General features: G+C 56.8%; 24 protein-coding genes and 1 riboswitch. Of the genes, 10 read left to right on the top strand and 14 right to left on the bottom strand.

The genetic code is table 11. The features are described from left to right. Positions 1-23: 23 nt before the first annotated feature. The 3 genes from ACPUC8_RS00625 to ACPUC8_RS00615 all read left to right on the top strand — a co-directional run bounded on the left by ACPUC8_RS00625 (position 24) and on the right by ACPUC8_RS00615 (position 3,313). Positions 24-1,364 (top strand): aspartate aminotransferase family protein, encoded by a 1,341-nt coding sequence (locus ACPUC8_RS00625; RefSeq protein ID WP_494925433.1) that lies wholly within the window; start codon positions 24-26, stop codon positions 1,362-1,364. Between the two features lie 183 nt (positions 1,365-1,547). Further along, positions 1,548-2,165, top strand: a complete 618-nt coding sequence (gene sodA, locus ACPUC8_RS00620) for a superoxide dismutase [Mn] (protein WP_058972877.1) — start codon at positions 1,548-1,550, stop codon at positions 2,163-2,165. A gap of 182 nt (positions 2,166-2,347) precedes the next feature. Next, a complete protein-coding gene (locus ACPUC8_RS00615) occupies positions 2,348-3,313 on the top strand; it encodes a VirK/YbjX family protein (RefSeq protein WP_494925432.1) in 966 nt (321 codons plus the stop codon). Between the two features lie 7 nt (positions 3,314-3,320). Here the strand turns inward: ACPUC8_RS00615 and ACPUC8_RS00610 are convergent, their stop codons facing one another. The 13 genes from ACPUC8_RS00610 to ACPUC8_RS00550 form a co-directional block, all read right to left on the bottom strand. After that, positions 3,321-3,683, bottom strand: coding sequence for a YibL family ribosome-associated protein (locus ACPUC8_RS00610; RefSeq protein WP_039335039.1), 363 nt, complete (start codon positions 3,681-3,683; stop codon positions 3,321-3,323). Between the two features lie 77 nt (positions 3,684-3,760). Beyond that, positions 3,761-4,306: a mannitol operon repressor MtlR gene (gene mtlR, locus ACPUC8_RS00605; RefSeq protein ID WP_197063363.1), complete on the bottom strand. Its 546-nt coding sequence runs from the start codon at positions 4,304-4,306 to the stop codon at positions 3,761-3,763. A 65-nt stretch (positions 4,307-4,371) separates the two neighbouring features. Then, a complete protein-coding gene (gene mtlD, locus ACPUC8_RS00600; RefSeq protein ID WP_039335031.1) occupies positions 4,372-5,520 on the bottom strand; it encodes a mannitol-1-phosphate 5-dehydrogenase in 1,149 nt (382 codons plus the stop codon). Positions 5,521-5,612: 92 nt separating this feature from the next. Next, the gene (locus ACPUC8_RS00595; protein ID WP_039335028.1) at positions 5,613-7,538 is read right to left on the bottom strand and encodes a PTS mannitol transporter subunit IICBA; all 1,926 of its coding nucleotides are present in this window, start codon (positions 7,536-7,538) and stop codon (positions 5,613-5,615) included. 480 nt (positions 7,539-8,018) lie between these two features. Then, entirely contained in the window at positions 8,019-8,732 is a 714-nt protein-coding gene (locus ACPUC8_RS00590; RefSeq protein ID WP_039335026.1) for a DUF3053 domain-containing protein, read from the bottom strand. Between the two features lie 159 nt (positions 8,733-8,891). Beyond that, positions 8,892-10,490, bottom strand: a complete 1,599-nt coding sequence (locus ACPUC8_RS00585; RefSeq protein WP_494925431.1) for a gamma-glutamyltransferase family protein — start codon at positions 10,488-10,490, stop codon at positions 8,892-8,894. Positions 10,491-10,499: 9 nt separating this feature from the next. Beyond that, entirely contained in the window at positions 10,500-11,381 is an 882-nt protein-coding gene (locus ACPUC8_RS00580) for an ABC transporter permease (protein WP_283228603.1), read from the bottom strand. A 2-nt stretch (positions 11,382-11,383) separates the two neighbouring features. Further along, positions 11,384-12,325, bottom strand: a complete 942-nt coding sequence (locus ACPUC8_RS00575; protein ID WP_039335021.1) for an ABC transporter permease — start codon at positions 12,323-12,325, stop codon at positions 11,384-11,386. Between the two features lie 17 nt (positions 12,326-12,342). Continuing rightward, positions 12,343-13,860 carry an ABC transporter substrate-binding protein gene (locus ACPUC8_RS00570; RefSeq protein WP_494925430.1) on the bottom strand — a complete coding sequence of 506 codons (1,518 nt, stop codon included), beginning with the start codon at positions 13,858-13,860 and terminating at the stop codon, positions 12,343-12,345. Between the two features lie 18 nt (positions 13,861-13,878). Next, positions 13,879-14,940, bottom strand: a complete 1,062-nt coding sequence (locus ACPUC8_RS00565; protein ID WP_039335020.1) for an ABC transporter ATP-binding protein — start codon at positions 14,938-14,940, stop codon at positions 13,879-13,881. Continuing rightward, positions 14,937-15,932: an ABC transporter ATP-binding protein gene (locus tag ACPUC8_RS00560; protein ID WP_039335019.1), complete on the bottom strand. Its 996-nt coding sequence runs from the start codon at positions 15,930-15,932 to the stop codon at positions 14,937-14,939. The genes ACPUC8_RS00565 and ACPUC8_RS00560 overlap by 4 nt, the downstream gene beginning before the upstream one ends. Then, positions 15,929-16,651, bottom strand: coding sequence for a FadR/GntR family transcriptional regulator (locus ACPUC8_RS00555; RefSeq protein ID WP_494925429.1), 723 nt, complete (start codon positions 16,649-16,651; stop codon positions 15,929-15,931). The genes ACPUC8_RS00560 and ACPUC8_RS00555 overlap by 4 nt, the downstream gene beginning before the upstream one ends. A gap of 219 nt (positions 16,652-16,870) precedes the next feature. Then, entirely contained in the window at positions 16,871-17,008 is a 138-nt protein-coding gene (locus ACPUC8_RS00550; protein WP_494925428.1) for a hypothetical protein, read from the bottom strand. A gap of 49 nt (positions 17,009-17,057) precedes the next feature. Then, positions 17,058-17,152: riboswitch (guanidine-I (ykkC/yxkD leader) on the top strand. 63 nt (positions 17,153-17,215) lie between these two features. On the opposite strand from ACPUC8_RS00550, the gene ACPUC8_RS00545 reads away from it, so the two are divergent. The 7 genes from ACPUC8_RS00545 to ACPUC8_RS00515 all read left to right on the top strand — a co-directional run bounded on the left by ACPUC8_RS00545 (position 17,216) and on the right by ACPUC8_RS00515 (position 25,392). Then, positions 17,216-18,274: a putative urea ABC transporter substrate-binding protein gene (locus tag ACPUC8_RS00545; RefSeq protein ID WP_039335017.1), complete on the top strand. Its 1,059-nt coding sequence runs from the start codon at positions 17,216-17,218 to the stop codon at positions 18,272-18,274. Positions 18,275-18,288: 14 nt separating this feature from the next. Continuing rightward, positions 18,289-19,101: an ABC transporter permease gene (locus tag ACPUC8_RS00540; RefSeq protein WP_039335016.1), complete on the top strand. Its 813-nt coding sequence runs from the start codon at positions 18,289-18,291 to the stop codon at positions 19,099-19,101. A gap of 14 nt (positions 19,102-19,115) precedes the next feature. Next, the gene (locus ACPUC8_RS00535; RefSeq protein WP_494925427.1) at positions 19,116-19,877 is read left to right on the top strand and encodes an ABC transporter ATP-binding protein; all 762 of its coding nucleotides are present in this window, start codon (positions 19,116-19,118) and stop codon (positions 19,875-19,877) included. Between the two features lie 11 nt (positions 19,878-19,888). Beyond that, entirely contained in the window at positions 19,889-20,596 is a 708-nt protein-coding gene (locus ACPUC8_RS00530) for an urea amidolyase associated protein UAAP1 (protein ID WP_494925426.1), read from the top strand. Further along, complete coding sequence (locus tag ACPUC8_RS00525; protein WP_039335013.1) at positions 20,596-21,231, top strand: urea amidolyase associated protein UAAP2; 636 nt, start codon at positions 20,596-20,598, stop codon at positions 21,229-21,231. Before ACPUC8_RS00530 ends, ACPUC8_RS00525 begins: the two co-directional genes overlap by 1 nt. Positions 21,232-21,311: 80 nt before the next feature. Continuing rightward, the gene (uca, locus tag ACPUC8_RS00520; RefSeq protein ID WP_494925425.1) at positions 21,312-24,911 is read left to right on the top strand and encodes an urea carboxylase; all 3,600 of its coding nucleotides are present in this window, start codon (positions 21,312-21,314) and stop codon (positions 24,909-24,911) included. 184 nt (positions 24,912-25,095) lie between these two features. Beyond that, positions 25,096-25,392, top strand: coding sequence for an HTH-type transcriptional regulator (locus ACPUC8_RS00515; RefSeq protein ID WP_058972838.1), 297 nt, complete (start codon positions 25,096-25,098; stop codon positions 25,390-25,392). A gap of 44 nt (positions 25,393-25,436) precedes the next feature. On the opposite strand, the gene ACPUC8_RS00510 is transcribed toward ACPUC8_RS00515, so the two are convergent. Continuing rightward, the gene (locus ACPUC8_RS00510; protein ID WP_494925424.1) at positions 25,437-26,030 is read right to left on the bottom strand and encodes an HD domain-containing protein; all 594 of its coding nucleotides are present in this window, start codon (positions 26,028-26,030) and stop codon (positions 25,437-25,439) included. Positions 26,031-26,066: the final 36 nt, after the last annotated feature.

The following is a 26,066-nucleotide window of genomic DNA, read 5'->3' as shown; positions in this document are numbered from 1 at the left end:
TCACCTTCGCAACGGGAGTTACCATGGCTACACGTTCCACCATCATGGACACCAACAGTTTTCGTGCTGAGCACGCCGACGGTCTGGATGCGGCAACCCGCAAGCTGACAGACAAGCGCAGCAAAGTGTTGGGCGAGTCATATCGCCTGTTCTATCGTAAGCCGGTGCATCTGGTGCGCGGTGAAGGCCAGTATCTGTGGGATGCCGCAGGTAACAAATACCTCGACGTCTACAACAACGTGGCGAGCATTGGGCACTGCCATCCAGCGGTGATTGAAGCCGTCAATCAGCAGATGAAAATGCTGAACACCCACACGCGCTATCTGCATGAACGTATTCTGGACTACACCGATGAGCTGCTGGCCACCACACCGGATGCCATCGACCGCGCCATGTATATGTGTACCGGTTCTGAAGCGAACGATCTGGCGATTCGTATCGCGCGTGCTTTCAGTGGAGGTACTGGGATTATCGTGTCGCAGGAAGCCTACCATGGCACCAGCGACCTCACCTCAGGCGTCTCTCCTGCGTTGGGCAGCGGCCAACCGCTGGCGGCAACCACGCGCTTAGTGTCACCGCCGGATGCTTACCGCGTAAATGCACCGGATCTGGGTGAATGGTTTGCCAATGAAATTCAGAAGCAAATCGACGACATGAAAGCCCACGGCATTAAATTTGCTGGCTTCCTCGCTGACTCCATCTTCTCATCCGATGGTGTGCTGCCGAATCCAGCGGGCTTCCTGCAGAAAGCGGTGGATGTGGTACATGCCAACGGCGGTATCTTCATTGCTGATGAAGTGCAGCCCGGCTTTGGTCGTACCGGTGATGCGTTCTGGGGCTTCGCCCGTCACGGCGTGGTGCCGGATGTGGTGACCACTGGCAAACCAATGGGCAACGGTATTCCGGTTTCTGGACTGCTGGCGAAGAGTGATGTGCTGGCGGCGTTCAGTGACGACATCCCTTACTTCAATACCTTTGGCGGTAACCCGGTGGCGATGGCCGCCGCGCAGGCGGTGCTCACCGTGATTAAAGAAGAAGGTTTGCAGGAGCATAGCCGCGTGGTGGGTGCCAAACTGTTGACCGAATTGCAGAAGTTGATGGATCGCCATGACAGCATAGGTGATGTGCGTGGTGCAGGCTTGTTTATCGGCTTCGAGTTGGTACAGGACCGTGAGAGCAAAACCCCGGATAAAGCACTGGCGCTGGACCTCACTGAGAAGCTACGCGATCACCATGTGCTGACCTCGGTGGCAGGGCCATACGGTAACGTGCTGAAGCTGCGTCCACCGTTGGCGTTCCAGGAAGCGGATATCGACTGGCTGGTCGGTGCGTTGGACAAATCTCTGACCGAATTAGGCCGTTAATCACTCCCCATAAGAAGGTGTGTAGCGGTCTGTGCGCACCTTTTTCCAGAATCATCAAATCCTTATCATTTCTAAGGCATTGATAACCCTTTTCCAGATCATGATTTTAACTATAATGATCCGACTGCTTACGCGGCACACTGCGAAGGTGATGCTGCAAAACATTAAATGGAGAGGAAGAACATGAGTTATTCACTGCCATCCCTGCCTTACGCATACGATGCACTGGAACCGCACTTCGACAAGCAGACGATGGAAATCCATCACTCTAAACACCACCAGGCTTACGTTAACAACGCCAATGCAGCGCTGGAAGGGACCGAATTCGCTAACCTGCCGGTTGAAGAACTGATCGCTAAATTGGATCAGCTGCCAGCAGACAAAAAAGGCCCACTGCGTAATAACGCGGGCGGCCACGCTAACCACAGCTTCTTCTGGAAAGGCCTGAAACTGGGCACCTCGCTGCAGGGCGAACTGAAAGCGGCTATCGAAAAAGATTTCGGCAGCGTTGAAGCTTTCCAGGCTGAGTTTGAGAAAGCCGCTACCACCCGTTTCGGTTCAGGCTGGGCGTGGCTGGTGAAAAAGGGCGACAAACTGGCTGTGGTTTCAACCGCTAACCAGGACAGCCCACTGATGGGTGAAGCCATCTCTGGCGCATCAGGTACCCCAATCATCGGTCTGGATGTGTGGGAACACGCTTACTACCTGAAGTATCAGAACAAACGTCCTGACTACATCAAAGCGTTCTGGAACGTAGTGAACTGGGACGAAGCGGCTGCACGTTTCGCTGCTGCTAAGTAATCCTGCCATCGTGCTCAACCGGTGAACCTGTTTCACCGGTTTCTTCTTTACGAAACCTAAACACTTCTTCAACCACTCCGATATTTCCCTCACTGATAATTCCCTTGTGGTCGTTATTAACGCGTCGTTGATAATTTGGGGCATACAGTAGCCGCAGTCGATCTCGCGAAGCTAAAATAACTATGTCTACTATCACAACCTCTGTGACGGATAATGATTCGTCGACCGCGCTGTTTTTGCCGTTAATCAGTGGCAAAGTCACACCGGATAAATTATGGAACAGTAAAATGTTCCGCTTTAAATATGCGTTACGCTCTCTGGTATTCCCAATTAGCACCTTTAATTACCTCAACGAACTGGCGAAGCTGCCGTTTCTGCCACAGCTGTTGTGTATGCAGGGTTTACTGCCTGCCAAACCGCATCGCCCTTATCTGTGTGCCGGTTTCAGTGTGGCACAGCGTGCACAAGCATTGCTGGACCATTACCAGTTGATGAATAAGCTGGATAATGCCAGCCTGCGTCAACTGATGTTAAGCCCGGCAAAAAACGTGATTGCTGCCTTTACGGGAAAAAATGATGAGGCGTTTGTTATTCACTGCTGTCCGGGACATTTTGATCGTGAAGGTGAAATAACCCTGACGCTGCATTATCAAAACATGAATATTGCTTCACTCTCGTTTTCCATCATTCAGGAAAAAAACACGCGAACATTATTGATTGGTGGATTACAGGGGCCGCGGAAACACATTTCTAACGATGTCATCCGTGATGCGACAAAAGCCGCGCAGGGTGTCTTCCCGAAACGTTTACTGATGGAAGCGGTGTTTATTTTAGCGCAGCAGTGCGGCGTACAAGCTATCACGGCGGTGGGGGATACCACTCATGTGTTTCGCAGTTTGCGCTATCGTCACAGCAAGAGCGACAAATTCTTTGCCAGCTACAGCGAGTTTTGGCGCTCATTGGGCGGGGAAATGCGTCAGGATGAAATGTTTACGCTGCCACTGCGTATGGAGCGGAAGGATCTTGAAGAGATTGCCAGCAAGAAACGCGCAGAGTATCGCCGCCGTTACGCCATGCTGGATACGCTCAATGAGCAGGTGCTGCTGGCCGCGGGCGGCGTAGAACGCGACGTATCACACGCCGCGTAATCACGTATCAGAACGGCTGCTTCGCGTAGCCGGTCATCACTTTCAGCCCCATCTCACGCCCCAGCGCGGTCATCGGATGCACCACCACCAGGCCGCGCACGCTTTTCTTTAATGCGCCCATGTTAGCCTGTTCTTTCTTGGTGATTTCACGGCTGAAGCCCAGCTTCTGCAACTGCTGCGCTTCTTTGCTCAGTTTTTCATCACGCACATTACGCAGACGCTCAATTTCCTGCACCAGCGTCTCTTTCTCTTTCAACAGCTCGCCGAGCTTTTCGGCATCGCCCGCTTCCAGCAGCTGCGGTTCTTTGCGATTCAACGCGTCTAACTGGTCACTGAGGCGTTTGATCTCGGCTTTTTCTTGTTCTTTCATCAGGGGGAAACTCGTTAAGGAAAACAGGCAAAGGATACATCAAATTGGGGTGAATTTGCAGCAAAGCGGGGATTTGCCTAAACCGCAGGTTTCTTAAACGCCTGCTTATGCGATATGCGGGAAATCAGCTCCGTCAACGACAGCACCATGGTGGAACGCACCATCTGCAAATAGCGTTGCTGCTGCATACTGCGCAGCGCATCGTCTTCACGGGTGAAGTCGGGCTGCGGTGGCCAGGCCACGACGCAATGCAGTTCGCCAAACGGACCCAGAATTTCATCGTCGGTGAAGCGGTAATCGCTGGTGTCGTGATTCAACTCCTCACGCAGCGCCAGCAACAGTTCACAATCTTCATATTCGTGGCGATTGATCACGCCCAGGCCGTAGATTAGCTTCAGGCGCACGGAGAGTTCCCCCAGCGGGCCATCACCCAGCAGCAAGGGTTCCACCGCATACTTAACGGCATAATCGTCTTTGCGAAACACCTGCAAGACCAGCAGGTTCACCGCTTCGGCGAGTAACTCAACGGCGGCGATCAGGAAGCTTCTCACCGATCGACCGGCGTTCAGGCGCTCTAGCACCCGGTTTTCAAAAGCTTGCTTCTCTTCCATTATTGCCTGCATCGTTCAGATACCGCCGACGGGCACGGTTGGCCACCGTGCCCGAATGAGCTATTAAAGGGCGCGCATTATGCCATAGCGTTGTAAGCACTCACCACAGAGGTGACCACTTCGCTATTGGCGTCCAGTCCAGAGATCTCCGCCAGCGTGGCCTGTGGGCCTTTCTCTGCCAGCAGCGCAGCGAGTTCCTGCGCCTGGGGATCGGCTTCGCTGCGATAATGCATGGCGGCGGCAATGCCCTGCACCAGACTGGCGTGCGGCAAGCTGTACTCCAGCGTGCCCAGCGTTGGCTTGATCAGACGGTCACCGGCGCTCAGCTTACGCAGCGGCTGGCGGCCAACACGCTCAACATCGTCTTTCAGGTACGGGTTTTCAAAGCGGGTGAGAATTTTCTGGATATAGGCCGCGTGCTTATCGGCGTCAAAACCGTAACGTTTGATCAGCACCGCGCCGCTTTCCTGCATCGCACCCTGAACCACGGCACGCACTTTCTCATCGAGAATCGCATCACGAATGGTGGCGTGGCCGGCCAACTGACCAAGATAAGCGGTAATGGCATGGCCGGTGTTCAGGGTGAACAGCTTGCGTTCCACAAACGCCATCAGGTTATCGGTGAGTTCCATGCCCGGAATGTTCGGCAGTGCACCTTTGAACTGGGTTTTGTCAACGATCCACTCGCTAAAGGTTTCCACGGTGACTTCCAGCGGATCGTTGCTGCCGGCTTCAGATGGCGGCACGATGCGGTCCACAGCGGAGTCGACGAAGCCGACGTTAGCTTCTACCCACGCGTGATACTGCTCTGGCAATGCTTTCAACACGTGCTGTTTCAGCTGGCTGGTGCCGCGCACCATGTTTTCACACGCGATGATGTTCAGCGGACGGACATTACCGTTATCGCTGCGTTTGGCCAGCCCCTTCGCGACACCACCTGCGATGCGCTCCAGAATCTGCGGACCAACCGCCGTGGTAACGATATCAACCTCAGCAATTAGCGTCACGATGTCGTCGCTAGTGCTATTAACGGCGCTGACGCCGGTCACCATTTCAACTTTTGCCTGCTCGCCAACCACATGAACCGGATACTCATGACGGGCGTTAAGGGCATCAAGAACCACCTGATTGACATCCGCGAACACCAGTTCAATACCGGCATCAGCCAGTAACTTACCGATGAAACCGCGGCCGATGTTACCTGCTCCAAAATGTAACGCTTTCATAAATTTGACCCATATCAAATGACGAAAGGGCGGGCAAATCCGCCCCGGAAATGTGGGACGGGCTTGCCCGCCCCAGGGAGTTAAAACGTGGTTTACGCTTTAGGCGACAACAACGCCAGCACTTCTTCAACGCTGGTGGTGTTCGCCAGCTTCTCAATCACGCTGTCATCATCCAGCGCGTTGGTCAGGCTGGTAATCACCTGGATGTGTTCGTTGTTGCGTGCCGCGATACCGATCACCAGGCGCGCAACGTCATCCGCTTCTTCACCAAACAGCACACCGGCGGGATACTGGCAGAACACGATACCGGTTTTCAGCACGCGATCTTTGGCTTCCACGGTACCGTGCGGTACGGCGATAGACTCACCCAGGTAAGTCGGGGTCAGCTTCTCACGCTCCAGCATCGCTTCGACGTATTCCGGCTGGACGTAACCGCCTTTCACCAACTGCTCACCGGCAAAGCGAATCGCCTGCTCTTTGTTGCTGGCGGTCAGGCCGAGGAACACGTTGTTTGCACCGAGTTTGAACAGATTGGCACTGCCGTCGTCATAGCTGTCTGCCAGCGTGGTCTGCACCGTCTCACGATGTGCTTCGCTGCGGTTGGCGGCCACCAGACGCTCGGTCAGGTTGCTGTACAGCGCGCTGTCGAGGAAGTTGTTCAGCGAAATATGCTGCGCTTGCGGCGCCTGGCGCATCGCACGTTCGGTCAGATCGCGGTGGGTGATCACCAGGTCAACATCCCCCGGCAGCGAGTTGATCGCGCTGTTGGTCACCGAAATATTGCTCAGACCGGCATCCTGCACTTTCTTACGCAGCACACCTGCACCCATGGCGCTGGAACCCATACCGGCATCACAAGCGACGATGATTTTACGCACGTGGCTGACGTCAACGCTGTTGGCATCGGCAATCACTGGCGAACCCGCAACGGTCTGGCCTTTTGACTGCGCTTTCATATCACGCATGCGCTGGGTCGCGGCTTCGATATCGTCATCTTCTTTCACTTTGCTGGTTTTCAGCAGGATAGAAGAGACCACGAAGGAGACAGCAAACGCGGCGATGATGGCAGCGATGTTAGCGAAGTAAGCCCCTTTTGGTGTCATCGCCAGCACAGCCAGGATTGAACCTGGAGAAGCAGGAGACACCAGGCCGCCGTTCAGCACGGTCAGGGTGAACACACCGGTCATACCACCGAGGATAACTGCAAGCAGCAGACGCGGTGCCATCAGCACATACGGGAAGTAAATTTCGTGGATACCACCGAGGAAGTGGATGATCGCCGCACCGCCTGCAGACTGTTTGGCGCTACCGCGACCAAAAATCATGTAAGCAACCAGCACGCCCATACCCGGGCCTGGGTTAGCTTCAATCAGGAAGAAGATAGATTTACCGGCTTCGCTCGCCTGCTGGATGCCCAGAGGAGAGAAGATGCCGTGGTTGATGGCGTTGTTGAGGAACAGGATTTTCGCTGGCTCAACAAAGATCGAGGTCAATGGCAGCAGGTTGTTCTGCACCATCAGGTTTACGCCCGCCGCAAGGATGTGCGACAAACCTTCTACCAACGGACCGATGCCGATGAACGCCAGCAGCGCCAACAGCATACCGATGATACCGGCTGAGAAGTTGTTAACCAGCATCTCGAAGCCGCTTTTGATCTTACCATCAACCATACGGTCAAAGGTTTTGATCGCCCAGCCGCCCAGTGGACCGGCAATCATCGCGCCGAGGAACATCGGCATATCTGCACCGACAATCACGCCCATGGTAGTGATAGCACCGACCACGCCGCCGCGATCGCCGCCCACCAGACGTCCACCGGTGAAACCGATCAACAGTGGCAGCAGGTAAGTGATCATTGGGCCGACGAGTTTCGCCAGCGTTGCGTTAGGAATCCATCCGGTTGGGATGAACAGTGCTGTGATGATACCCCAGGCGATAAACGCACCGATGTTTGGCATCACCATGTTACTCAGAAAGCGACCAAAGCTCTGGACCTTGACCTTCGCTGATGAGGACATAAACCCACCCCTTATTGAGACGCGCTGCAATAAGAGCGCGGTTGTTTTTGTTAAGACTTTTATTGAGCCATTCCGGCGCGGGCCGTGGCATCACTGTATGCACGCGGACTCTAGCACTAGTTTATTACGCTGCGTAGCATCCGGGATAAGTGTGATGCAGATCACGCAATATTGGGGTGGTTGGGGTGCTATAAGGTGACGTAGATCACACTATTGGGGTGTAAGAAAAGTACGGTGGCGAAATATTAAGCAAAACAAGGTGATAAATGTGACTTAAGTCACCTTTGCAAGGATGAGGTTTGTCTCGTAAATGTGATTTGGATCACAAACATTTTTTGGTCGAAAATGCGCCAGATCACACTCTGTCTACGCAGAAAAGTCAGTTGTAAGGAAGTGACGAAAAATCTGAAAAGAAGGACGGAGGGATAACGACTGTAGGGGCGACCGTCTGGCCGCCCGGCATCAGGTTACATCGCGCGGTTACAAACCACCCTGCACGGCATTTTGCGCTTGGGTCAGTGCTTGTGCATTGCTGGAGAGGTTGCTCATTAGCGTGTTGTACTGCGTGGCTTGATCCTGAGTTGGGAACTGCACGCCGCCGTCGTTAAAGCTCACGCGAGTGCCCTGTGATTGCAGATAGTCACCGGTTTGCACCGCCGCCTGGCTCAATGCCTGCAGCTGAGGCAGCAGGGGAATCAGGGTACTGGCAGGCTGCGTCACCACTTTGGCATACACGTTGTCATACACTTTTTTCAGATCGTCGGGCTGCTTTAGCGTGGCTTTGCTGCTGTCGGCCTGCATTTTGGCGCTTTGAATCTGTTGCGACAGCACACTCAGGTTGCCGCTCGCCTGGCGCAGAGAATCACGGCGGGTCAGATAATCTTGCGGTACACGGATTGCCGCCAGCTCATCCACCACGGGACGCATGCCTTGTTCAACCGCTTGGTTGGCCTGCTGAGAGAAGCCATACAGGATGGCGTAGTCGCTGGCGTAGTTACCGAAGGTTTGCTTCTGGTTTTCGCTCAGGCTGGGCAGATGTTCACCGCTACGCATGGCGGTGTTCTGCAGGAAATCGGTGAAGGCTTTACGTTGATCGCCTTCTTTATCGCCACAGGCGGTAAGTTGCAGCACTACCAGTGCGCTGACCATAAGCATGCCGGTACGCATCCAGATGCGGGATAATCCTGACGCCATGTTGAACTCCTGTTATGGCTATATATACGATTCAGTGGGAATGGTCCTAAAGAATAGTGCAATGGCCTGGCGTGTACAACGGCTGGCGGTCGCCATAAATGGCGACCTCACAAAGTTGGATGCAATTTTTCGTAGGGTGCGCATTAATGCGCACCGATATTAAAACACCAGTGCCTGCCCATCTTTGCGGCTTTCGGTGGCGGCAATGTAGAAGCCTTGCGAATCGCGCACAATCGCCTGCGCACCGCCGAAATTGTAGCTTTGCAGCGGATCTTCCACCGTAATCTGGTGCCCCATCTCACGCAGCTTCGCCAGCACGTTACGATCAATCCCTGGTTCCACCACCACTGCGCGGCCTTGCTCGACACGCCAGCGTGGGGCATCAATCGCCGCCTGCGGGTTCTGTTTATGCTGCATGATGCGCAACGCCAGCTGCAAATGCCCCTGCGCCTGCATCGGTCCGCCCATCACGCCGAATGACATCAATGGCTGGCCTGCGGCATCCAGAGCAAATGCCGGGATAATGGTGTGGAAAGGGCGTTTCCCGCCTGCCACCACGTTGGGATGCTGTGGATCGAGTGAGAAGCCGCAGCCACGGTTTTGCAGGCTGATGCCGGTATCCGGTACCACAACACCAGAGCCAAAGCCCATATAGTTGGACTGGATGAACGACACCATCATACCGCTGGCATCGGCGGTTGAGAGGTAGACGGTGCCGCTTTGCTGCGGTGAACCGAAGGTAAAATCACCGGCCTGGTCAGGATTGATCAGTTGCGCACGCTGCTGCAAATAACGGTCGCTCAGTAACAGCTCTGCCGGGAATTCCAGATGATCGTAATCCGTGACGTAGCGATCCAGATCCACCAGTGCCAGCTTCATTGCCTCAATCGACAGGTGCAGCCACGGCACCGAATCAGGCTGATAACGGCCAATATCCCACTGCTCCAGAATACCCAATGCAATCAGCGTGGCGATGCCCTGACCATTCGGCGGCAGTTCCTGCACCGATCCACCGGCAAAGGGGCGTGACAGCAAATCGACCCAGTCAGCACGGTGGTGGTTGAGGTCGGCCATACTCAGCGCTGCGCCATGCTGCTCGGCAAAGGCCACGATTTTCTCCGCCAGTTCCCCGCGATAAAACGCTTCGCCGCGCGTTTCGGCGATTTTCTGCAACGTCGCAGCCTGCGCCGGGTTACGGAACAGTTCACCCGCGCGCGGGGGCTGGCCATCCGGTGCAAAGCACGCGGTAAAGCCCGGTTGGGCTTTCAGTTTGTTGTAACCGCGCTGCCACAAGTGGGCAATCAACGGCGAAACCGGGAAACCATCACGGGCATATTCGATGGCCGGTTGCGCCAGTGTGGTAAGCGGCAGGGTGGCGAAGCGCTCGGCCAGCGCAACCCAGGCGGAAACCGCACCGGGTACGGTCACTGCTTCCCAGCCGATTTCCGGCATGGTGCTGTGCCCGGCAAAGCGATCCGCACTCCAGGTGGCGGGGGAGCGACCGGAAGCATTCAAGCCGTGCAGCTGTTTGCCATCCCAGATAATCGCAAACGCATCGCTGCCAATGCCGTTGCCAGTGGGTTCCAGCACGGTCAGCGCCATGGCGGTGGCAATCGCGGCATCCACCGCATTGCCGCCTTGCTGCAACATGCGCATGCCTGCTTGTGCCGCCAACGGCTGTGAGGTTGCCACTGCATTGCGTCCCATCATCGGGGCACGGTGTGAGGCGTAGCTAACGTTGAAATCCAAATCACTCATAACGGTTCCTTAGTGTGAGTCATTGCGCGGATCAAGCGCATCGCGCAGTCCGTCACCCAATAGATTGAAGCCCTGCACGGTAAGAAAAATAGCCAGACCTGGGAAAATCGACATCCAGGGTGCCTGCTCCAGATAGCCTTTGGCGGTATTCAGCATCGCTCCCCAGGAAGGGGAAGGTGGCTGCTGACCCAGGCCGAGGAAGGACAAGCTGGCTTCCGTGATAATGGCGGAGGCAATTGCCAGGGTGGCCTGCACCAGAATCGGAGACATTACGTTGGGCAGCACATAGCGCAAGATGATCCAGCGATCCGGCAAGCCAATGGCACGTGCGCCGTCGATATACTCTTCATGGCGGATGGCGATCACCTGGCCTCGCGTCAGGCGGGCAAAAATCGGCATCGCCGACAGGCCAATCGCGATCATCGCATTCGAGAGGCTCGGTCCCAGGAAGGCACCCAAGGCGATGGCCAGAATCAAAAACGGGCAGGCCAGCAGGGCTTCGATAAAGCGCGAAATAATGCCGTCGCACCATCCTTGCCAGTAGCCAGCAATCAAGCCCAGCGGCACGCCAATCAAAATGGCGATCATCACCGAGATACAGCCCGCCAGCAGTGAGGTGCGAGCACCCCAAATCAGGCGTGACAGAATATCGCGGCCCAGTTCGTCAGTGCCAAACCAGAAGAGTGCCGAAGGCGCTTTGCGCACGGCGAGGAAATTAGCCTTGATCGGATCGGCGGGTGCCAGCCAGGGCGCCAGCAGCGCCACGGCGACAAACAGCACAACGATAACTGCACCTATCATGGCGCTTTTGTTGCGCAGAAATTTATTCAGTACCCGGCGCTTAGGGCGTGTGACCGCGGGCACTGCGCCCGCTGTTAAAACCTCGCTCATGGCTAGCCTCGCATTTTCGGGTTGATTAACAGATAGAGCACATCCGCCAGCAGATTCAGCAGCAGAAAGCCGATCGCTACCACCAGCACCACGCCTTGCACCACGGCGTAATCACGGTTGAAGACCGCATCAACAATCATCTTGCCGAAACCAGGCAGGGTGAAAACCTGCTCAGTCAGCACCGCACCGCCCAGCAGTTCACCAAACAGCAGCGTGGTGAGTGTGACGATCGGCATTAACGCGTTGCGGAAGGCATGCTTCAGCACCACTTTTGGTGCCAGCAACCCTTTGGCGCGTGCGGTGCGGATGTAATCCGCTTTCAGCACGCCGATCATTGAGGCGCGGGTATGCCGCATCAGCGTCGCCGCCAGGCCGGTGCCTAATACCAGCGCAGGCAGCAACAAGGTTTTCAGGTTCTGCACCACATCTTCGCTGATCGGCACAAACCCGGAGGCGGGCAACCATTGCAGATGCACGGAAAACAGCAGGATCAGCAGGATACCCAACCAAAAATGCGGCACCGAAATGCCGGATAGCGCGACAAAGTTGGTGGTGTGATCGACCCAACTGTCTTTACGCACCGCCGCGATGATGCCCATGCTGATGCCAATCGAAAGCGCAATGATCATCGCCAACAGCGACAGCTCCAGCGTCACCGGCAGTTTGCTGGCGATCAGTGCGGTGACGGGCTCTTTGGTGCGCAGTGACATGCCAAGATCGCCTTGCAGCGCACTCCCCACCCACGAGAAATACTGGGTAGAAATCGGATCATCAAGGTGATACTCGGCACGCAGCTGCGCAATCACCGCCGGATCGCGCTCCTCTCCGGCCATCGCCAGCACCGGATCGCCCGGCAGCAGTTTTTGCAAGGCGAACACCATAATGCTCACCAGCAGCAGCGTCGGAATGGCCAGCAGCAGGCGTTTAACAATCAGTTCCAGCATCATCGCTCCTCAGCGGTTTACTGCGCCAGGCTCACACCGGCCAGACGGACTAAACCATCCGGCCAGGCTTTAAAGCCCTGCAACTTTTTCGTCATGCCAAAAATACGCGGCTCAAAGTAGAGATAGGCGATAGGCATATCGGTTTGCAGTTGGTTCACCACCTTGCCGTAGAGCGCCTGGCGTTGTGCCTGGTCGTTGGTGAGGCGGGCAGCGTTCAGCCACTCATCGACTTGCGTACTGCTGTAGCGCCCGTCATTCAGCGTGCCTTTACTGTTGATAAAGGAGTAGATGCTGCCATCCGGATCGGGACGACCTGACCAGCCTGACAAACTGAGCTGGTAATCGCCGCGCTGCTGGCGATCCAGTAAGGTGGCGAACTCGCTCATCTGTAAATTGAGGTTAAAGCCTGCCTCGCCCACCATCGCCTGAATCACCTGACCGACCTGCTGTGCTGTGGGGTTGTTGGTCACCATCAGTGTCAGATTCAGTGGTGTGGTGACGCCAGCGGCTTTCAACAGCGCCTTGGCTTTCTCCACGTCGCGTGCGGCGATAGGCGTGTTGACGTGATAAGGGCTTACCGGAGAAAACGCCTGATTAGCTGGTGTATACAGCCCTTCAAATGCCACCTGATTCAGGGCATCGCGATCGATCGCCAGCGAGAAGGCTTCACGCACGCGCGCATCTTTCAATGGGCTATTGGCATCGACTTTGCCGTTATTGATATTGAAGGTAATGCCTTGATAACCGAGGCCGGTGACTTTGGCTAACGCCAGCTTGCTGTCAGCTTCAACGGTTTTCACATCGCTGGCGGCGACGCCTTCGGTGAGGTCGAGATCGCCTGCGCGCAGGTTAGCGAGACGCACTGAGGCATCCGGAATCGGCAGGAAGATCACTTTATCGAAGTGATAGGCGTCTTTGTTCCAGTAGTTGTTAAAACGTTGCAGCACAATGCGGTCCTGCTGCACGCGGCTGACAAACTGATACGGACCCGAGCAGACTGGATGCGTGGCGAAGTCGGATTTTTTCGCCGCTTCCGGGGCCAGCATGGCACCGGCGCGGTCGGTTAACTGGCTGAGTAGCGCCGCATCGGGTTTTTTCAGGTGGAATTTCACCTGCATTGGGCCGCTCACTTCGACGCTGTCAATCGAGGAGATTTCGCTTTTACGCAGCGATCCCGGTAGCGTTAACGCGCGCTCAATATTGAACTTCACCGCGTTGGCATCGAATTTTTCGCCATCCTGGAAGGTCACGCCACTGCGCAGGTTCATGGTCAGCGTTTTGCCCTCATCGCTCCATGCCCAGTCGGTTGCCAGTCCTGGCACCACCTTCAGATTTTCATCCACATCCACCAGACGGTCACACATCGCGGCAAAGACAAAGCGACCGTAATAGGTGCGCGCCAGATGGGGATCGAGCATGTCCGGATCGGCCCCCAGACCAATGCGAATAACGCTTTCAGCCTGGCTGTGGGCACTGGCACCGAGCAGTAACAAGCCGCTTAAGGCGGTGAATAACGTATGACGAGCTTTGTTCACAGGCGAATCTCCAGAGGGTTAAGCTTGTTGTTTGACGGCCTGCTCAAACAGCGCGCGGCGTCGTAAAAAGGCAGCGGAAGGCGGTGCGATGGTGATGACGCTGCGATCGCGGTTAATCTCCTGCCAGCGATGACAGGCAATCTGGCGTCCACCGCTCAATACCTGATTGATCGGTTCAAACTGACGGCAATCCGAGGTGGCCCAAGGGCAGCGGGTGTGAAAGCGGCAGCCGGACGGTGGATTGGCCGGATTAGGCAGATCGCCCTGCAGCATCGGAATCTGACGGCTGGCCCCCGGCTGCATCTGCGGGGCAGAGGCGATCAGTGCCTGGGTGTAAGGGTGCAGCGGGGCATCAAAAATCTCGTCCACGCTGGCGACTTCCACGATCTGCCCGAGGTACATCACCGCCACGCGATCGCTCATATGGCGGATCACCGCCAGACCGTGGGCGACGATGATCATGGTCAGGCCGAACTGCTGTTTCAGGCTCTCCAACAGGTTTACTACCTGTGCCTGCACAGAAACGTCCAGCGCCGAAACCGGCTCATCGCCCAGCAGCAGTTTGGGCTGAGAGGCAAGCGCACGGGCAATGCCGATACGCTGACGCTGACCGCCGGAGAACTCGTGCGGATAGCGCTCAGCCCAGGCGGCGGGTAAACCCACGGTGCGCAGCAACTCGGCCACGCGCGCGTGACGATCTTCGCGGCTCAGCTTTTCATGCAGCCACAGCGGTTCGCCGACAATCTGTTGCACCGTCATACGCGGATTCAGTGAGGCGAAAGGGTCCTGAAAGATGATTTGTAGCTCGCGGCGCAGTTGGTTCAGGCGCGCACCGCTGGCATCGGTAATGCTTTCGCCCTGATACAACACTTCGCCCGCACTGGCTGCCAGCAGGCGCAACAGCAAGCGGCCCAGCGTCGATTTACCGGAGCCGGATTCACCGACAATCGCCAACGTTTCGCCCGGCATCACCTGTAACGACACGCGGTCCACCGCCGTGACGCCACGGTTGCGTTGAAACAGGCGGGTGGGCCCAGCGAAGGTTTTGCTTAAATCACGGCACTCTAAAATCGGGTTCATGCGATCTCTCCCAGCGCAACGTACTGTTCCAGCGGTGCGCGGAAACACGCCACCTGATGATCGGGGGCCAGCGCCCGCAGCGCCGGGCGATTGTGCTGGCAGCGCGTTTCAGCAAACGGGCAGCGGTTGGCGAATCGGCAACCTGCCGGCATGTTTTCCGGCAGCGGCACCTGACCGGGAATGGTCGCCAGCGCGCCGCTGCGGCCGCTCAGGCTGGGAATCGATCCCATCAGGCCAATGGTGTAAGGGTGCTGGGGGTCGTTGAAAATTTCCTCTACGCTGCCGCTTTCCACCACCTGTCCGGCGTACATCACCGCCACACGCTGGGCGACTTCGGCGACCACGCCCAGGTCATGGGTGATCATCAGCACGGCGGTGCCGGTTTCCTGCTTTAGAGTATTCAGCAGCGCCAGAATCTGCGCCTGAATGGTGACGTCCAGCGCGGTGGTCGGTTCGTCGGCAATCAGCAGTTTCGGCTGGTTAATCAGCGCCATGGCGATCATCACGCGTTGACGCATGCCGCCAGAGAGCTGGTGTGGATAGGCTTTGAGGCGCATCTCCGGTGCGGGGATCTGCACTTTTTGCAAAATGCTTAGAGCGGCTTCCCACGCGGTGCGGCGGTTGACGTTACGGTGGCGCATCACCGCTTCACTGAGCTGGTCGCCGAGGGTAAAGGCGGGATTGAGCGAGGTCATCGGCTCCTGGAAAATCATCGCCAGCTGATTGCCTCGCAAATCGGCATAGTCGCTGGCGCTGAGATTCCGCAGGTCGCGCCCATCAAAGGTCATCTCGCCTTGCATAATCTCGGCGCTGTTGGGCTGTAGTCCCATTAAGGTTAATGAGGTGATGCTCTTGCCGCAGCCGGATTCACCGACCAGCGCCAGGGTTTCCCCGGCATGCAGCGTCAGGGAAATATCATCCAGCACCGTGACGGGAGAACCGCGAAATTTGACGCGCAGATTGCGTACCGCTAAAACCGGGTGACCGCTCATGGCGACTCCTCTTGGTGAGAGTAGAGCGCTTCCAGCAGCGCCTGTTGTAGTGCCAGCAAATGCTCACGCATCGCGGCGGCGGCTTCGTGCGGCTGGCGCTGCGCAATGTGATTGACCAGGCGCTGATGATGGCTGTCGTAGGTATCGAGACGGGCCGGAGTGCGTGCCTGCACGCGCAAATGTTGCCAGCCGGGGTCGCGGCGCACGGCATCCACCGCATCAAACAGACCCAGCATCAGGCGGTTACCCGCCGCTTCCGCGATGGCGCGATGAAAGGCGCTGTCCCACAGTTCGTGCTGATCGCCATCTTCTGGCGCAGTGATACCGTGCATGCGCTCCAGCAGACGCTGCATCAGGGCAATTTGCTCTTTGCTGGCGCGCAGGGCGGCAAGCCTTGCCAGGCCCGGCTCCAGCTGCAAACGCGCTTCCATCACTTCCAGCAGATTGGACTGCTGTGGCAGATCGTGCAGCGCCAGAGGTTGTACTGGCGCTGCCGGGCCCACAAAGGTGCCTTTACCCTGTTTACGCCAGATACGTCCTTCTTCTTCCAGCACATCCAGCGCACGGCGGATTTCGCGACGACCGACGTTAAAGCGTTCCGCCAATTCACGTTCCGTTGGCAGGGCGCGATCCGGTTGTTGCTCGTGTTGCTGGATCAGTTGACGCAATTGCTCCAGGGCAGAACTGGAATTTCGGGCGCTCTCTGACGAATGATTCATGATTGGTTCGCCTGTTTAAACATCAGAAAAAGATCGGTATTCCGGCTTATCCAGCAGTTTTATTGATGAAACGCTGAGCAATGGGCTTTCTCAGCTTAGGCAAGAAGTGAACCAATGTTGGATTGGTTCGGTTGTGGCGGTGCGAAGAAAGGAATAACCCTTTGAACAGTCAGTAAAAGTTTTTTTAGTGCCAGTGAGAAATTGCGAGCTGTATCAAATTCAGGCAAGTGCAGCTTGCGACATGTTGGTGCGCAGCTGCTGCATGGCTGTGCAGTGATCGGTCATCATCCGGCGGTGCATTTGATAATTTTTTTGTTTTTCAATGAGATAAATATTGGCACTTTTTTTGAATGTCATTAATCAGATGCAGGAGCGATAGCGGGCAACCGACGTCGCCAGACAATTTGCAATGGGTCACTAGGGTTCCGATCGAAAGATGCTGGTCCGAGAGTGACCGACCGTCCTCTGACGGTTACACGGCGGGATAAAAGCCCGGGAGGAAAGCGAGATCGTTGCTCGCCGCCTCCTGCTTTATTTCAGCCCGTTAACGTCAGAGGAATCCTCATGATCAAAGCCTGCCTTCGCCTGCTGTTGCTTTGCACTGCCGTGCTGTTCAGCGTCAACACGCTGGCCGCCGATAAACCCTCCTTCAAGATTTGCTGGTCCATTTACGCAGGATGGATGCCATGGGACTTTGCCCAACAAAGCGGCATCGTTAAAAAATGGGCCGATAAATACGGCATTGATATCCAGTTTGTTCAGGTTAACGACTACATCGAATCGGTGAACCAGTACACCGCCGGTGGTTTTGACGGCTGCACCATGACCAACATGGATGCGCTGACCATTCCGGCCACCGGTGGCGTGGACAGCACCGCGCTGATAGTCGGCGACTACTCCAACGGCAATGACGGCATCCTGTTGAAAGGCAAAGGCAATATCGCCTCGCTTAAAGGCAAGCCGATCAATCTGGTGGAACTCTCGGTGTCCCACTATCTGCTGGCGCGTGCGCTGGAGAAATCCGGCATGAGCGAGAAGGATGTCAAAGTGGTTAATACCGCTGATGCCGATCTGGTGGCCGCGTTTGGCACTCAGGATGTGCACTCCATCGTGACCTGGAACCCGCTGCTGGCCGAAGCGGAAAAGCAGCCGGACAGTCACTTAGTCTTCTCCTCTGCTCAGATCCCGGGCGAAATCCTCGATTTGCTGGTGGTGAACACCGCAACCCTGAAAAAGTACCCGCAGCTCGGCAAAGCGCTGACCGGTGCCTGGTATGAAACGTTGAAAACCATGTCGGGCCAGAGCGAAAGCGCGAAAGCAGCACGCACGCAAATGGCGCAGGCATCAGGCACCGATCTGGCGGGATTTGATCAGCAACTGGCGGCAACACACCTGTTCAGCGATGCCAAAACCACCCTCGATTTTGTTGATAGCCCGCAGCTTAAAGCCACCATGCAACTGGTCGCCGAGTTCTCCTTCAAACACGGCTTGCTAGGTGAAGGCGCACCGAGTGCCGATGTGGTGGGGGTCGAAACGCCAGCCGGTAACTGGGGGGATGCCAATAACCTGAAACTGCGCTTCACCGATGAATACACCAAACTGGCGGCCGCTGGGCAGCTGTAAGCGAGGCGAAGCCGATGCGTAAATTGATCAACTACCAACCGCTGCCGCTCGGCCGCCTGCTGCTTGGCATCTTGCCACTGCTGGCGCTGCTACTGGTCTATCTGTTCGCGTCGGATGCGCGTCTTAGCCTGAACGCCGCAGACAAACTGTTGCCGGGATTTAATGCCATGGGCGAGGCCATCAGCCGTATGGCGTTTGAACCCAGCCCGCGCACCGGTGAATACCTGCTGTGGACCGATACTGCCGCCAGTCTGATGCGCCTGCTCAGTGGCGTAGTGATCAGCGCCCTGCTGGCGCTGGCGCTGGGCCTGTTCACCGGGGCATTACCGGTGGTGCGTGCGGTGCTGGCACCGCTGGTGACGGTAGTGGCGCTGGTGCCACCGCTGGCGATTCTGCCGATTCTGTTTATCTGTTTCGGCTTAGGTGAAGTGTCAAAGGTGGTGCTGATTGTCATTGGCATCACCCCGCTGATTGCGCGTGATTTGCAGCTACAGGTGCAGAAAATTCCGCGTGAACAGCTGGTGAAAGCGCAGACGCTGGGCGGCCACAGTGCCCAGGTGTTGTGGCGCGTGATCCTGCCGCAACTGATGCCGCGCCTGTTTGATGCGGTGCGCCTGTCGCTGGCCTCCGCCTGGCTGTTCCTGATTGCTGCCGAAGCCATTGCGGCCACCGAAGGGCTGGGCTATCGCATCTTCCTGATGCGTCGCTATCTGGCGATGGATGTGATCCTGCCTTACGTAGCATGGATTGCCCTACTGGCCTTTATGCTCGACCTGCTGCTGCGGCTAATTAGCCGTCGTTGCTGGCCGTGGTATCACGCGAAATAACCAAGGGGCGAGCGATGCCATTACTGCAACTGAAAAATCTGCAAAAGCATTACGGCGATCAAGTGGTGCTGGAGCGACTCAATATCGACGTGGAAGAGGGCGAGTTTGTGGCCATTGTCGGTGCATCCGGCTGCGGCAAAACCACCTTTCTCAACATGTTGCTCGGCACCGAATCACCGACCAAAGGGCAACTGCTGCTCGATGGCGAACCGATTCCGGACGAACCGGATGCTCAGCGCGGCGTGGTGTTTCAGCGCTACTCGGTCTTTCCCCATCTGACGGTGCTGGGCAACGTGATGCTGGCGGAAGAGTTCAGCACCGCACGCTGGCTGGGGCGCGTGTGGGGGAAGAAACGGCTGGAGATTCGCCAGCGAGCGCAGGCGATGCTGGCGCAGGTGGGGCTGGAACATGCGCAGAGCAAATATCCGCACCAACTCTCTGGCGGCATGCAGCAGCGCCTGGCACTGGCACAGGCACTGATGGAGCAACCGCGCATTCTGTTGCTCGACGAGCCGTTTGGCGCCCTCGACCCCGGCATTCGCAGCGAGATGCACCAGCTGATTACCCGCCTGTGGCAACAGCACAACCTGACCATTTTTATGATTACCCATGACCTGAAAGAGGGCTTCAGCCTGGCTTCGCGCCTGCTGGTGTTCGACAAACTGCGTCACGACCCGCATGCGCCAGAAGCCTGGGGCGCCACTATCACTTATGACCTGCCACTCGACCGCGATCAGCCTACGGCTGGCTTGCCGTCTGAGCCGCAGGTGGCTTAAAGGAGAGAAGCATGAATGCTTATCAAACGCTGTTACCGGCGGGTTCACACTGGTCACTGGTGATGCGCAGCGGCACTGCGCTGACGCTGACCGATATCGAAGGCGGTGCCAATGTGGGCCTGCTGTTTTATAACCCGGAAAATCTGCTGGAGCGCTACAACGCGCCCGACACGCTGAAGTGCCAACACACCTTCCGCCTGACGGCGGGGCACTGCCTCTACTCCGATATGGGGCGCATTTTTTGCGGCATCGAACAAGACAGTTTTGGCTGGCACGAAACGGTGTGCGGCACGCTGAACGCGCAGCAAACCGCCGCGCGCTTTGGCGTCAGTGACTATCAGGAAGCGCGCAATCTGCGTCATCAAAACGGTTACGACAGCTTCCTCACCGAACTGGCGAAGTACGGTTTAGGCCACCGAGATATGGCGGCCTGCCTCAACCTGTTTGCCCAGGTACGCGCCGATGATAACGGCACGTTGAAACTGGAGAAACAGGGCGCGCCGGGTGCCTCCGTGCGTCTGCGCTTTGCCATGGACACTTTAGTCATTCTGCACACCTGCCCCCATCCATTGAGCACGGCCAGCGACTATCCGCGCCAGCCGGTGCAGATCGAACTCGATGCCCAACGCGCGCCGCTGCCAGACATCTGCCTGCAACGCAGTGAAAACCAGCGCGGCCTGCGCAATAACACGCTGTATCAGCTGCAAGGAGAAGAGTGATGATCAATGAAAGTGTGCTCAACCTCGTCGATGCGCAATTCCAGCAGCAGGTCAATGCCGGGGATTACTGGTTACAGCGCATTGAAGCGGGCCAGACGTTGCGGATTACCGATCTGGAAGGCAATCAGGCGGCCGATACCCTGTTCTTTAATGCTGACGACACCGCCGAGCGCTACAGCATGAGCGATACGCTGCGTGGGCAGAAGAATGTGTTCCTCAGCGCCGGTAGCGTGCTGCGGTCCAATGCCGATCGCCCGATGCTGACTATCACCGCCGATACCTGTGGTCGCCATGATACGCTGGGCGGAGCCTGCTCCTGCGAGAGCAATACCGTGCGTTACGATCTGGAAAAACGGCATATGCACTCCTGTCGCGATAGCTGGATGCTGGCGGTGGCAGAGAATCCAGCATTCGGCCTGACGCGCCGCGACATCACCCACAACATCAACTTCTTTATGAACGTGCCGGTGACGAATGAAGGCGGATTGACCTTTGCCGACGGCATCTCGGCACCGGGCAAATATGTCGAGATGGTGGCGGAGATGAACATCCTGGTGCTGATCTCCAACTGCCCGCAGCTCAACAACCCTTGCAACGGTTACAACCCAACGCCCATTTTAGTCAGCGTGTGGTGATCCTTTGACGCAACGGGACGACCCGTTTTTTGCCGTCACGGTCCGCGCAGGACGACCTGCCGTAATAAGAGAGTTCACTCATGATTGATCGCGTATTGATTGCCAACCGTGGCGCGATTGCCGTGCGTATTATCCGTACCCTGCAAGCGATGAATATCCGGGCGATTGCAGTTTATGCCGAAGCCGATCGCCATGCCCGCCATGTGCGTCTGGCGGACGAAGCCTGGTCGTTGGGCGATGGGCAGGTGCGAGACACTTACCTTAACCAAGAAAAACTACTGGAGATTGCCGCGCAGAGTGGCGCGCAGGCGGTGCATCCAGGTTACGGATTTCTCAGTGAAAACCCGGAGTTTGTCACCCGCTGTGTCGCGGCTGGCGTGCAGTTTCTCGGCCCGAGCGCTGAGCAGATGGCGGCATTTGGCCTCAAGCATCGCGCGCGTGCATTAGCGCAGGAAAACCAGGTGCCGTTGCTGCCGGGCAGTGGCCTGCTCACCTCGCTGGCAGAAGCGCAGGTGATGGCCAATGAGATTGGTTTCCCGGTGATGCTTAAAAGCACTGCGGGCGGGGGCGGTATTGGCATGCAGCGCTGTGATGATGCATCACAGCTGGAAGCGGCTTTTACCCGTGTGAAACGCCTGGCAGGCAATAATTTCGCCGATGATGGCGTGTTTTTAGAGAAATTTATCGCGCGCGCTCGCCACATTGAAGTGCAGATCTTTGGCGATGGCGCGGGCAACGTGATTGCCTTGGGCGAGCGTGACTGCTCGGCGCAGCGCCGTAATCAGAAAGTGATGGAGGAAACGCCGGCACCGGGATTGAGCGAAGCAGTGCGCGCCGAGTTACAGGCCACGGCGGTGCGGCTGGCGTGTGCGGTGAACTATCGCAGCGCGGGAACGGTAGAGTATGTCTATGACGATGCCAGCCAGCAGTTCTGGTTCCTTGAAGTAAATACCCGTTTGCAGGTTGAGCATGGCGTAACGGAAATGGTCTACGGCGTCGATTTAGTGCGCTGGATGGTGGAGCTGGCGCAACAAACCTTGCCGCCTCTTGCCTCTCTTCAACCCGTGGCGCACGGCCACGCCATTCAGGTGCGGCTTTACGCCGAAGATCCTGCTAAGCAGTTTCAGCCGAGCGCCGGTTTACTCAGCCATGTGCAGTTCCCGGCCGAAATCGATCAGGCCACGCTGCGTATCGACAGCAGTGTCGAGAGCGGTATGGAGGTGTCGCCCTTCTACGATCCGATGCTGACAAAAGTGATTGTGCACGCCGCCAATCGCGATCTGGCGCTCAATAGCCTGGCGCAGGCGCTGAATGCAACTGCGCTTTACGGTATCGAAACCAATTTGCTCTGGCTGCGCCATCTCTGCGCACTGCCGGAAGTGCAGCAAGGGCGTGTCATTACCGCCACGTTGGGCGGCGTCCAGTGGCAGCCCCCAACGCTGGACATTCTCAGCGGTGGCACCTTAACCACGGTGCAAGATGCGCCGGGGCGCGTGGGCTACTGGCACGTTGGCGTGCCACCTTCCGGTCCGTTCGACAGCCGATCATTCCAACTGGGCAACCGCCTGTTGGGGAATGATGCGCAGGCCGCCGGGCTGGAGATCACGCTGCATGGCCCGACCCTGCGTTTTAATCAGGCGTGCAGCTTTGTGCTTACCGGCGCGCCGATTGCCGCGGATTTGGATCAGCAATCGCTGGCGATGCACCAGATTATCCGTGCGCAAGCGGGGCAAACCCTGACGCTCGGTGAGGTCAGTGCGGGCAGCCGCAGTTATCTGTTACTGGCGGGTGGGCTCGATACCCCGCATTACCTCGGTAGCCGCAGTACGTTTACGCTGGGTAAATTTGGTGGACACGCGGGACGCGCACTGCGTGCCGGTGACGTACTGCATCTGGCCTCGCCTAAGCTGTTGCCAGAGGCGACACTTCCTGCGTCATTAGTGCCCGCGCTCAACGGGGAGTGGCAGCTGCGGGTGGTGTATGGCCCGCACGGTGCGCCGACCTTTTTCACCGATGAGGATATGGTGGAATTTTTTGCTGCGGAGTGGCAGGTGCACTACAACTCCAGCCGCACCGGTATTCGTCTGATCGGCCCCAAACCCACCTGGGCGCGCAGCGATGGTGGCGAAGCGGGTATGCATCCCTCCAACATCCACGACAACGCCTATGCGTTCGGCACCGTGGATTTCACCGGTGACATGCCGGTGATCCTCGGCCCCGATGGCCCCTCGCTGGGTGGCTTTGTTTGCCCGGCCACGGTTGTCGAAGCCGATCTGTGGAAGCTGGGTCAGCTGAAAGCCGGGGATCGTGTGCGCTTTCTGCCGATCGATCTGACTACCGCCGATCGTCTGGCGCAGGCGCAACGTGAAGAGATCATCAAACTGCAATCAGCACCGCTTACAGTGAATGCTGCACTGCCCCTGATTGATCCCGTGTTGCACCATCATGCGGCATCGAATGGGCGTCCGTCGCTCAGCGTGCGTGCAGCGGGCGACCGATTCCTGCTGGTGGAATATGGCGATCTGATGCTGGATATCGCGCTGCGTTTTCGCGTGCACGCGCTGATGCAGTGGCTGGAAGCGCATCCGCTGGCGGGTCAGCAAGAGTTAACCCCCGGCATCCGTTCACTGCAGGTGCATTACGATGCGCAGACCTGCGCAAGAAGTGAGCTGTTGGCGCAAATATTGCACGCTGATCAGCAACTGGGCGACTTGTCTGATGCGGCCGTGCCGTCACGCACGGTGTGGTTGCCACTCAGCTGGGACGATGCCGCTTGCCGTGAAGCCATCACCCGTTATGACCAGTCGGTGCGCCCCAATGCGCCCTGGTGCCCCAGTAATATCGAATTTATCCGTCGCATCAATGGCCTTGAGAGTGTTGATGCGGTGAAAGAGATTGTGTTCAGCGCCGCGTATTTAGTGATGGGGCTGGGCGATGTCTATCTCGGTGCGCCGGTGGCGACGCCGCTCGATCCGCGCCATCGTTTGGTCACCACCAAGTACAATCCTGCTCGTACCTGGACAGCGGAAAACTCGGTGGGCATTGGCGGTGCATACCTGTGCGTGTACGGCATGGAAGGGCCGGGGGGCTACCAGTTTGTTGGCCGCACCATGCAGATGTGGAACCGCGATCGACAGACCGCAGCCTTTACCCAGCCGTGGTTACTGCGCTTCTTTGATCAAATCCGATTTTATCCGGTCAGTGCTGAGGAGTTATTGACGATCCGCGAACGTTTCCCGTGGGGGGATTACCCGCTGCGCGTGGAGGAGGGCGAATTCCGCCTCGCAGATTATCAGTCGATGCTGACGGAACAGGCCGCTGAGATTGAGCACTTCCAGCAGCAGCGCCAGCAGGCATTCGACAGCGAACTGGCGCGCTGGCGTGCGGAAGGTCAGTTTACGTTTGACAGTCAGTTGCAGGAACAGAGTTCAGAAGAGATCGCGGTGCCTGCGGGTTGTCGCCCGGTAGAGAGCCAGGTGGCGGGTAGCGTGTGGCAATGGTTGGTTGACGAAGGCAGTGACATTAAAGCGGGAGCCACGGTAGGCATTCTCGAATCGATGAAGATGGAAATCCCGATCGTGGCGCCGGTGAGTGGAAAAATCCATACGCTGTATCGCCAGGCCGGGCAGCAAGTGCAGGCGGGTCAGTTACTTATGGTGATCGATCCCGCTGTGACATAAGTAAGAATAAAAAATAATCAGCAATCAGGCAGCAAAGCCGGGGATCTGACCCATACTAAGAGTCCCGGCTATTTGTTGCATCGTTTTGACATCTTTCGCAGTGTGCAACACGTCGGTTTCAGCGCCAACTGGCGCTTACCTCTCTACTTTCACGTGCTTCATAGTGAGTTTTAAGGAGTTCTCTATGGAAATAAAAGATCCAATGGTCGAGTTGCTTAGTAGCCTTGAGCAGATTGTTTTGACACGTGACGCGCAGCACGCCGTATCAGAAATCTCCCTCAATGAAGTATCAGTTCCCGAGCCACAGCGTTTACGCGAAATGACCGGCATGCAGGTGGATGAGTTCGCCCGCGTGATGGGGGTGAGCGTTTCGTCAGTAAAAAGCTGGGAGGCGCAACGTACGCGCCCATCCGCTACGGCACGTAAATTGATGAAGTTGTTGCAAGCAAACCCGTATCTGGGGCGACAACTGCTGGATTAAGATCGATTATCGGTTCTCTGACCCGCCTGCACGGCGGGTTTTTTTTAGCTCAATCCACCGTATTTCGCCGCCTGTTTCACAAACCAACTCTCCGGCACGCTGTGTGGAGGTTGCGCCAGTTGGCCGATTCCGTGCTGAATAATCTGCTCGGCCTGCTTCCACAGTTGTTTATCGCCTTCATTTAATAGCTGAATTTGAATCTGTTTTTCCACCAGATAGATGCGGGCAAAGTGGGGATCAAACTGCACGATGGCGCGGGTGTTATCAATGATGTCCGCCAGCTTGATGGTTTGCGCGTCGGGTGAGGCTTCGGCGGTATGACGAAAGTGCGCCAGTTTACGAGCGGCACGATTTTTCGCACTGGGTTGGGCGCTGTCTGTCAGCATATCGACCAGCTTTGCCACGCGCGGGCCAAAGTGACTTTCGATGTCCTGTAAGGTGCTGGGGGTGTCTTCTACCGTGTCATGCAGCCAGGCGGCGGCAATCATCTGTTCATCATCGGTGACGCTACGCACCAGTTGGACTACTGCGGCTGGATGCACAATATAGGGTTCATCGGTGTATTTGCGACGCTGTCCCGCAGCAGCATGTGCTTGCGTGGCATAACGGCGCGCTTGCTCTTCCAGTGAATCACGCATCTTTCACGCTCCGGAATAAAGTTGCTTGCAATTGTC

It is taken from the genome of Pantoea sp. CFCC18177, assembly GCF_059412425.1.
The sequence above is the reverse complement of the archived record's forward strand: the minus strand, read 5'-3'. Positions and strand labels throughout refer to the sequence as shown.